This is a genomic window from Myroides sp. LoEW2-1, from assembly GCF_009767705.1.
In the GTDB taxonomy this organism is placed as follows: Bacteria; Bacteroidota; Bacteroidia; order Flavobacteriales; family Flavobacteriaceae; genus Flavobacterium; species Flavobacterium album_A.
Genome location: NZ_WSPP01000097.1, coordinates 1 through 7,688, shown reverse-complemented (window position 1 = coordinate 7,688; position 7,688 = coordinate 1). Strand labels below are relative to the sequence as shown.

Sequence of the window (7,688 nt, the reverse complement as noted above, 5' to 3'; positions counted from 1 at the left end):
ATCTATAACAGTATATAATTTAGACAAAGGTACTTTATTTTTTTTGAGCATAAATAGTTAAATTATAGACAAATGAAAAAAGTATTGGTATTCAAGGGGAACAGTAATGATTAAATTTCGATTAGGCTATAAAGTTTTTTTATTTTATAAAAAAGTTGATTAAATTGTGATAATAATTAATCTTTATAAAATGTATAAAGTATTTGATAAGCTATATTACCCTATTAGTGTATTAATCGTTTTAGTAGTTCTATTAGCAGTCTTTAACGAAATCTCTTACCTATTTTTCTTTCCTATTGTATTCATCTTTCTTGGAATGTGGCGAAATCACATTTGGGTAGATCGTTTGTTACATGAAGGTATTTCTGTAAAAGCAGAAGTCATAAAGTATCGCAAAGTTTCTAAGTATGATGCTGATGTAGCAAGTAGTAGAAGGTCTTATGCAAGAAAAGATCTTTTAGTGATGGAGTTTGTTACTGAAAAAGGGGAGGTGATTACAGGAAGTCCAAGGGCTTATGATTTAAAAGAACCAAGCCAAGCAGAATTGGAAGTTGATAAAATAAATGAACCTCTTGAAGAGGAGCAAGTAGATTTTGATCCTACGGGTAAAAAGTACAAAGTAATTTACTATCCAGATAAACCGACAGTGTTTGTGTTTAAGAATAGTTTAAGTCGCGAACATCATATGCTCTTTTTAAATATCCTTAGGATACTAAGCGTTGTTATGGTTGTTGTACTTGTTTATGTTTTAAGCAAATATAGCTTTATCTATACGTTACAAAACTTATTTTAGTAATGGAAATAGCTTTCACTTATAAGTTGAAAGGAATAAAATAGGAGTAATTTTTACTATAAAATGTAAAAAAGTATATTTCAAATAGAATAATGGTGTGATTTTTGTGTCAGTAGAGCAGTATTTTACAAATGAAAATTGAATTATAAGAAATCTATAAATACGCAAAAAAGGAAATTACTGTTAATGAGAACAGCGAGTGCAAAGCTATACGCACTCGCTGTTTGTTTTTATTCTTGATCAAGTAATATCTCTAACATAGTGATGGCTGCATCGCTAATCTTGGTTCCGGGACCAAATACTGCAACAGCTCCTGATTCGAACAAAAATTCGTAATCTTGAGCGGGAATTACTCCTCCAACAATCACCATAATATCCTCTCTACCATATTTTTTCAGTTCTTCAATTACTTGAGGTACCAACGTTTTGTGACCAGCAGCTAAAGACGATACACCTAAAGCATGTACGTCGTTTTCAACGGCTTGTTTGGCTGCTTCGGCAGGTGTTTGAAATAATGGTCCAATGTCTACGTCAAATCCTACATCTGCATATCCTGTAGCAACTACCTTAGCGCCTCGATCATGTCCATCTTGCCCCATTTTGGCAATCATTATACGCGGGCGACGTCCTTCCACTTCTGCAAATTTATCAGCTAACTGTTTTGCTTTCAGGAAACTCTCATCGTTTTTAATTTCTTTACTATACACGCCACTTACTGATTGAATTTGTGCTTTAAATCTTCCAAATATACATTCTAATGCATCGCTAATCTCCCCTAAGGTAGCTCTGTGTTTAGCAGCTTCAATTGCCAAAGCAAGTAAGTTACCTTGATTGGACTTAGCGCATTGTGTTAGGGCATCTAATGCTTCTTTTACTTTGTCGTTATCTCTTGTAGCCTTAATGTGATTTAATCGATCAATCTGTTGTTTTCTAACTGTTTGATTATCTACTTCAAGGATATGTAAAGGATCTTCTTTGTCAAGGCGATATTTATTCACCCCTACAATGATATCTTGTCCACTATCTATACGCGCTTGTTTGCGTGCAGCAGCTTCTTCAATTCTCAGTTTTGGTATTCCTGCCTCTATTGCTTTTGTCATGCCTCCTAATTCTTCTACTTCTTGAATTAGTTCCCAAGCTTTATTAGCTATTTCACTTGTTAAGCTTTCGACATAGTAACTTCCTGCCCATGGATCAACTGTTTTGCAAATTTTCGTTTCTTGTTGTAAAAAGATTTGCGTGTTACGTGCGATACGAGCCGAAAAATCAGTAGGTAGTGCAATTGCTTCATCTAAAGCATTGGTATGCAAGGACTGTGTTCCTCCAAAAGCAGCAGCAGCAGCTTCTATTGCTGTTCTTGCAACATTGTTAAATGGATCTTGTTCTGTTAAGCTCCACCCAGAAGTTTGACAGTGCGTACGCAATGCAAGTGACTTCTCTGATTTAGGATTAAACTGTTTTAGGAGTTTTGCCCATAACATTCTACCAGCTCTCATCTTGGCAATTTCCATAAAGTGATTCATGCCTATAGCCCAAAAGAAAGAAAGGCGAGGAGCAAAGTCATCGATTTTCATTCCTGCATTCAGACCTGTACGTATATATTCAAGTCCATCTGCTAAAGTATAAGCTAATTCAATATCTGCTGTTGCACCTGCCTCTTGCATATGGTAACCTGAAATAGATATAGAATTGAACTTAGGCATTTTCTCACTGGTATATTCAAATATATCAGCAATAATCTTCATCGATGGAGTAGGTGGGTAAATATAGGTATTACGCACCATGAATTCCTTTAAGATGTCATTTTGTATTGTACCAGATAACAATTTTGGATCAACGCCTTGCTCAATAGCAGCTACGATATAAAAAGCCATAATAGGCAATACAGCTCCATTCATTGTCATTGATACAGACATTTCGCCCAAGGGTATTTGGTCGAAAAGTATTTTCATATCTTCTACGCTATCAATCGCAACACCAGCTTTACCTACATCTCCTACAACGCGTTCGTGATCGGAGTCATATCCTCTGTGCGTGGCTAAGTCAAAGGCCACAGAAAGCCCTTTCTGCCCAGCTGCAAGATTGCGTCTATAGAAAGCATTGCTCTCCTCTGCAGTTGAAAATCCTGCATATTGTCTGATTGTCCAAGGGCGTTGTACATACATTGTAGCATAAGGACCACGTAAATTTGGAGCAAATCCTGCTGCAAATCCGATGTGTTCAATATGTTCAATATCTTTTTGACTATAAGTCTTGTTTATTGCAATTCCTTCAGCAGTTGTGAATTCTGATGTTTCAGATGTTTTTCTACGATCTGTTATATCAATGCTGAGATGTTGTATATCCTTTCTTTTCATCTTATTCAATTTTAATTGATTCTTCCCCTGCTAACCTCTGCTGTTCATACTTCTCAGCTAAGCGGCGTTCGATAATTGGAACAACAAGTGTTTTTCGAGGATTTTGTTTGATAAAAGGATATAATTCCAAATTGGCACTCATGTGGTCCTGTTGATTTGGATATTTGTTTGTACCTAAAAGTACTTCTTCTCCTTTGTCAAATAGCTCTTGCTCTTTGGCAGCACTTTCATTGATTTTACGTTGAATGGTTCCTTCGATTAACGAAGTAATTAAACCATCTCCTTTTTCAATTTGTTTGAAAATATCGAGTGCTTTTTGAGCTAATTGAAGAGTGATGTTTTCTATATAGTAAGCACCTTCTGCAGGGTTGTTAACTGCGTCGAAGTAACTTTCTTTTTTTAGTATTAGCAATTGATTTCGAGCTATGCGATCACCAAATTCATTTTCCTTGTGATAGATGCTATCATAGGCTAAATTGGCAATTAAATCAGCTCCTCCAAGTATGGCGCTCATACACTCCGTCGTAGTACGCAACATATTTACATTGTAATCATACAGTGTTTTGTTGCGCTTTGTAGGAATAGCAATAATCTTGAAGTCAATTTGATGTGTATACTCTTTACGCAAGATATCCAATAGCATTCGCAACGCTCTTAACTTGGCTATTTCGAAAAAGTAGTTTGTTCCTACAGCCAGTTTTACATAGATTATTCCTTCAATTTTCTCTATGCGGTTCAAGTATTCATTTACGTGAGCGAGTGCATATCCAATTTGCTGTACCATATTAGCACCAGCATTTTGGTAGGTTGTCGTATCGATGAGTAAGTTTGTAGAGTGATTCAGGCATTTGTTTAATTGGTTGAAGTCTGCTTCTAAGCTTTTAAACCAGTTGCCTTCATTCCCCAATTTGTAGATTGGATCAATCAGAATGTGAATGTCAAATTGGTTGATCTTTCCCCAATTTGTTAATTCACTAAAGTATGCTGCATCTAAAAAACCAAATCTAAAGTAGTAAGTAGCTTCTTTTGGTAAGTTAGATAATAAGGTTGTGCAATTCACTTGTGGATTATCAATCGTAAAGTGAATCGTATCCGCCCCTCTATTTAAAGTGTCTTTTGCCTTTTCAATAGAACGTTCAAGATCGTATACATAAATACATTGCATAATCTGAAAAGCAGAGGTATTGGTATTTATCGACAAAGGTTTGTCGTCACTATCACTGTGATAAAAGGGACGAACTTTTATACCTTCAAGACTTTCCCAAATCAGCGTTTCATTATAATCAGCTCCTTTTAGTTCATATTGAATTTTGTTTTTCCACTCTTTTGAAGATACTTGGTTAAATTCTTCAAATAGTTGATCATTCATAGTTTTTGGTAGTTTTATTATTGTGCTAATGTATCAAATTCTATAATGAATATATCCTCATTAGCACGTTTCATATAATATTTTTCTCTCGCGTATTTTTCAGTCGCATCCCCATTCTTCAACCCTTTTATTGCCTTTTTATCTTTGTCTATTTCTTTTTGGAAATAGCGTCTATTATCTTCCAACTTTTCTATTTCTTTATCGATTGTTCGATGTTCAAAGTAAGAAAAGCTATCAAAAAAAATTATCCAAACAGCAAAGGAGATAGTAATCCAAAAAAAGACGTTTTTTAGAATCTTGGAATACTTAAAGTTACTAAATATTTGAGATACATTCATATTAGATGGATTTATTATCCGATTTTTTCATTTATCACGGTACGTACAATGTCGATGGCAACTGTATTGTAAGTATCGTTAGGTATGATGATATCAGCATAAGCTTTTGAAGGCTCTATGAACTGATCATGCATTGGCTTTAGCGTGTTTTGATATCTGTTAAGGACTTCCATCATATCACGTCCTCTTTCTGCAATATCTCTTTTTAGACGTCTGATAAGTCTTTCGTCTGAATCAGCATGTACAAAAATCTTAATATCGCACATGTCTCTAAGTTGGGGGTGACACAGAATTAAGATTCCTTCTACAATCATTACTTTTCGCGGATGAGTCAAGACGTAATCATCTGTTCTATTATGCTTTACAAAAGAGTAAACAGGTTGATTAATACTACTTCCTTCCTTTAATTCTTTTAAGTGTTGAACCAAAAGTTCAAAATCAATTGATCTTGGGTGATCAAAGTTAATAAGTAACCTTTCTTCTAAAGATAAGTTATCTGTTGCTTTGTAGTAAGCATCTTGGGAAATAATACCTACTTCTGTTTCGGGTAATTCATTCATAATCTGGTGAACAACAGTGGTTTTTCCACTTCCGGTTCCTCCAGCGATTCCAATGATTAGCATGTCTTAATGTATTTTTAGCAAAAATAGAAATTATTCATCTTGTGCAGAAACATTTTTTGTAGAATGCTTGCTTTTTAGACTTTAAAATCCAAAAGATAGCTATTTTTTAGTTGATTTAAATTATTGTTTGCGAACTTTTTACAAATGGCAATAGTAAGTGCTATTGCGGTTTTTTAAGTATCGTAGCTTGTGTAGTTCAATGAATAGTATGAATACTTTAGGCATCTTATTGATTTTCTCTTTCAAATTTCAGTTCAAAAAGATACCGATTATTTGCAGTATTGGAGATTTGCTGTTTTGCGTATGACGATGGTATCGATAGAATTTTTTAGGTATTGTTTCTTTACTTTGATTTACGGGTGTCTGCGTTGAACTTCTGGTTTATTTTTATTGAAATAGTCTGTGGGAATTTAGACAGAAGGTAATGTGTCTTGTATATATTATTTGCTACAAAAACGAAAGTGCACTTCTTTGTGATCTCAGTATAAACTTTTTTCTTTTCGCTTAGTTTATACACTTGTATATATATGGAAATCTTCCTGTTTATATAGGCACCAGCAATTGAGTATATACTCTTATCTAACAACTGGCATAAAGATCAATGGCAAGGCGAATCATTTTTTTGAGAGAACTTAATCAGTTCAGCAAAAACACATGAATAGACAAGGTATTAGAATAGCACCATATCCTTTTTTATCAGACAGTATATTGACAATTGATTTCTTATCTGTATTTGTAGTTGATTTATTGATAGATTTTTCGCTTTTGCAAAAGGTTTTCTTGCACCTTTCTTGCACCTTTCTTCGAGAAAACCGCTCTCTGGGCAAGTAAACCCCAAGAAAAGTGCGAGAAACCCCCAAGGAAGTGCAAGCTAAGACCTCTATTGAAACATTTTAGTATGCTTTGTAAAGACGATTGGCTTCGTCATTCGTTTTGATGAATATTGCTGGGAATAGTAGGTGAACAGATTGGACAAAGAAGGGAGTAGATTGGACTATTTTGTGAATTATACTATTGTTTATACTGAATCTAAATAAATAGGCTATCTTTGTCCATCTTATAAAGAAGATTTAATCAACAGAACAACAAGATGACAAAGAAAAAAAATATTCAACGTAAGGTATTCAAACTGCTTAATAGAGAATATATCACGCCAAGATTTATTCGATTAACTCTTGGAGGTAATGATGTAAGTGATTTTAAAGAAACAACAATTGGTGTCAACAATAAAGTATTTATTGCTCCGAAGGGATGTTCAGAAGTGTATTTACCAGAGTTTGATTTCGAAAAAGGGGCTTGGAAACCTCAAGAAGAATCGACTAAACCTTATGTACGTACATATACCCATAGGGGAATAAATATCGAAAAGAACGAATTATATATTGATTTTGTCGCTCATGGTGATGAGGGACCAGCATCAGATTTTGCAATTAATGCTGAGATAGGATCTCAGATTGGGGTAGCGATGGGGTGTGAGGCCTCAGAATTAGTACCAGAAGTAGAGTGGTATTATCTAATTGGTGATGCTACTGCTATTCCTGTATTAAGTGCTATTTTAGAATCTCTACCTAACACAGCTAAGGCAAAAGTGATTATAGAAGTCGAAACAGAAGAAGATGTGCAAAACCTATCTTCAGAAGCTACTTTCGATATAGAATGGGTGATAAATCCTACACCAGGACAAAATTCGCAAGTTGCTTCTAAAGTAATCGATTTTGTAAATAGCAATGCTTTGCCAGAGTCTAAGTTTGTATACTTAGCTTCTGAGTTTTCAACGGTCAAAGAATTGAGAAACTTTTTCCGAAAAGAGAAGAATTGGAGTAGAGAAGATCTTTATGCTTATTCGTATTGGAAGTTTGGAAAAGCAGAATCAGCTTCAGAGGCTGATCGTCGAGCAGAAAAGGATAGCGATCAATAAGAGTAAAGCCCTTCAATGATAAAATGAGCAGTGAATAAGTTTATGCTTATTTTTAGTTCACAAACAAACAAACCGATCATAATTAAAAGCAAGCTTCGTTAATCTGAGCTTGCTTTTTGCATTTGCAATGGAGAGAGATTAAAAGATTTTAATTTAAAAAACGCTGTAAAAAAGGATGATAATTAAATAAAGTATTTATATTTGTGTCAAATCAATGATAGAAATGATTATATCTATAATGAAAAAGGGAAAGAAACAGTACTTACGTCCGATGTCGTGAGCAGTAACCC

The 7,688-nt window shown here is 34.5% G+C and carries 6 protein-coding genes; 2 read left to right on the top strand and 4 right to left on the bottom strand.

Going from position 1 to position 7,688, the window contains the following annotated elements; all coding sequences use genetic code 11:
- Window positions 1-190 precede the first annotated feature (190 nt).
- Entirely contained in the window at window positions 191-793 is a 603-nt protein-coding gene (locus GOQ24_RS06655) for a hypothetical protein (protein ID WP_155092961.1), read from the top strand.
- Window positions 794-1,023: 230 nt separating this feature from the next.
- Here GOQ24_RS06655 and scpA read toward each other — a convergent pair whose 3' ends face one another.
- Genes scpA through udk form a run of 4 tightly spaced genes read right to left on the bottom strand, consistent with a single transcriptional unit; the run spans window position 1,024 to window position 5,480 of the window.
- Window positions 1,024-3,150, bottom strand: a complete 2,127-nt coding sequence (gene scpA, locus GOQ24_RS06650; RefSeq protein ID WP_155092960.1) for a methylmalonyl-CoA mutase — start codon at window positions 3,148-3,150, stop codon at window positions 1,024-1,026.
- A gap of 1 nt (window position 3,151) precedes the next feature.
- Window positions 3,152-4,519, bottom strand: a complete 1,368-nt coding sequence (locus GOQ24_RS06645; protein ID WP_155092959.1) for a methylmalonyl-CoA mutase subunit beta — start codon at window positions 4,517-4,519, stop codon at window positions 3,152-3,154.
- A 17-nt stretch (window positions 4,520-4,536) separates the two neighbouring features.
- Complete coding sequence (locus GOQ24_RS06640) at window positions 4,537-4,857, bottom strand: FtsB family cell division protein (protein ID WP_155092958.1); 321 nt, start codon at window positions 4,855-4,857, stop codon at window positions 4,537-4,539.
- Between the two features lie 14 nt (window positions 4,858-4,871).
- Window positions 4,872-5,480: a uridine kinase gene (udk, locus tag GOQ24_RS06635; protein WP_155092957.1), complete on the bottom strand. Its 609-nt coding sequence runs from the start codon at window positions 5,478-5,480 to the stop codon at window positions 4,872-4,874.
- 1,090 nt (window positions 5,481-6,570) lie between these two features.
- On the opposite strand from udk, the gene GOQ24_RS06630 reads away from it, so the two are divergent.
- The gene (locus GOQ24_RS06630; protein WP_155092956.1) at window positions 6,571-7,398 is read left to right on the top strand and encodes a siderophore-interacting protein; all 828 of its coding nucleotides are present in this window, start codon (window positions 6,571-6,573) and stop codon (window positions 7,396-7,398) included.
- Window positions 7,399-7,688: the final 290 nt, after the last annotated feature.

Coding starts and splice junctions, on each gene's coding strand:
- GOQ24_RS06655 (WP_155092961.1), top strand. CDS start 191: ATGTATAAAGTATTTGATAAGCTATATTACCCTATTAGTGTATTAATC.
- udk (WP_155092957.1), bottom strand. CDS start 5,480: ATGCTAATCATTGGAATCGCTGGAGGAACCGGAAGTGGAAAAACCACT.
- GOQ24_RS06640 (WP_155092958.1), bottom strand. CDS start 4,857: ATGAATGTATCTCAAATATTTAGTAACTTTAAGTATTCCAAGATTCTA.
- GOQ24_RS06645 (WP_155092959.1), bottom strand. CDS start 4,519: ATGAATGATCAACTATTTGAAGAATTTAACCAAGTATCTTCAAAAGAG.
- GOQ24_RS06630 (WP_155092956.1), top strand. CDS start 6,571: ATGACAAAGAAAAAAAATATTCAACGTAAGGTATTCAAACTGCTTAAT.
- scpA (WP_155092960.1), bottom strand. CDS start 3,150: ATGAAAAGAAAGGATATACAACATCTCAGCATTGATATAACAGATCGT.